This window comes from Pseudonocardia hispaniensis, from assembly GCF_042658695.1.
Lineage (GTDB): Bacteria > Actinomycetota > Actinomycetes > Mycobacteriales > Pseudonocardiaceae > Pseudonocardia > Pseudonocardia hispaniensis.
Genome location: NZ_JBHSQW010000027.1, coordinates 1 through 1,350, shown reverse-complemented (window position 1 = coordinate 1,350; position 1,350 = coordinate 1). Strand labels below are relative to the sequence as shown.

General features: G+C 64.2%; 1 protein-coding gene and 1 other annotated feature. The gene reads left to right on the top strand.

Annotation, left to right across the window (positions count from 1 at the left end; translation table 11 throughout):
- Positions 1–53: 53 nt before the first annotated feature.
- Positions 54–1,318, top strand: a protein-coding gene (locus ACFQE5_RS13380) for an IS3 family transposase (RefSeq protein WP_379585230.1) whose coding sequence is annotated in 2 segments (ribosomal slippage) — positions 54–354 and positions 354–1,318 — 1,266 coding nt in all. Because the reading frame shifts where the segments join, the coding sequence is not laid out codon by codon here.
- Positions 344–475, top strand: a sequence feature (AL1L pseudoknot). Its footprint overlaps the gene before it by 132 nt.
- Positions 1,319–1,350: the final 32 nt, after the last annotated feature.

Below are 1,350 nucleotides of genomic sequence, written 5' to 3'. Positions count from 1 at the left end.
TGAATCGCCCTGGCTCGCGGAGAGGCTCCTGATCTAGCAAGGAGACTGGAGCTGTGGGAGCACCTCGGAAGTTCGATGAGGAGACCCGTGCCCGCGCGGTCCGCCTCTACCTGGACCGTCTGCGTGATCACGGCGAGTCGAAGCTGGCCGCACGCCGGCACGTCGGTCAGCTGTTGGACGTGAACCCGGCGACGATCCGGAACTGGGTCGAGGCCGAGGAACGCGATTCCGGTTCCGCGTCCGGCTCGGCGAGAAACGACGATGATGCGGCTGCTGAGTTGCGGCGGCTGCGCGCGGAGAACGCCGAGTTGCGGCGGGCGAATGAGATATTGAAGACTGCTTCGGCGTTTTTCGCGCAGGCGGAGCTGGACCGTCGACTCAAGTAAGACTTCTGTTCGTACACGAGCATCGAAGCCGTTTCGGGGTCGAGCCGATCTGTGCCGTGTTGTCGGAGCACGGGGTGCAGATCGCCCCGCAAACGTATTACCGCTGGCGGGCTCGCCCGGTAACGGACCACCAGTTGGAGGAGGCGTATCTGGTGAACAGGGTCGTCGACATTTATCGGCGCAACAGGTGCGTGTACGGGGTGCGGAAGATGTGGCGTGCGGCCCGGCGGGAAGGGCTGCGGATCGGGCGGGACCAGATGGGTCGATTGATGCGCGTCGCCGGGATCCAGGGCGTGCGCCGCGGGGTCCACCACACGACCACGACGACCCGGGACCAGCGCGCCGCCAGGCATCCTGACCTGGTCAAGCGGTCGTGGGCGGCGCCGACTCGACCGGATGCGCTGTGGGTTGCGGATTTCACGTATGTGTGGACCGCGTCCGGGTTCTGCTACGTGTCGTTCGTGACCGACGTCTACTCCCGCAGAATCCTCGGGTGGAAGGCGTCGATGAACAAGACCACCGATCTCGTCTCCGCGGCCTTGGCACAAGCGTTGTCCACTCGCCAACGGGCGATCAGCAAGTTCACCGCGGAAGGCTTAATTCACCATTCCGATGCCGGGTCTCAATACACATCGCTGGCGTTCACCGAGCAACTCTCCGAGGCCGGGATCGCCGGCTCGATCGGGACCGTCGGCGACGCCCTCGATAACGCACTGATGGAATCGACGATCGGGCTGTACAAGACCGAGCTGATCGCGCCGTACGCCGCTTCTCGGAACTGGAGCGGGCTCCGTGAGGTGGAACGGGAGACCGCCGAGTGGGTTCACTGGTACAACACTATGAGGCTCCACTCCTCGATTGACTACATGCCCCCGATCGAACGGGAAATGCTGTACGCTACGGCCATCGCCCAACAGGGTGCGGTGGCCTGAACCTCAGCCTCTCGCAGACCCAGGACGGTTCA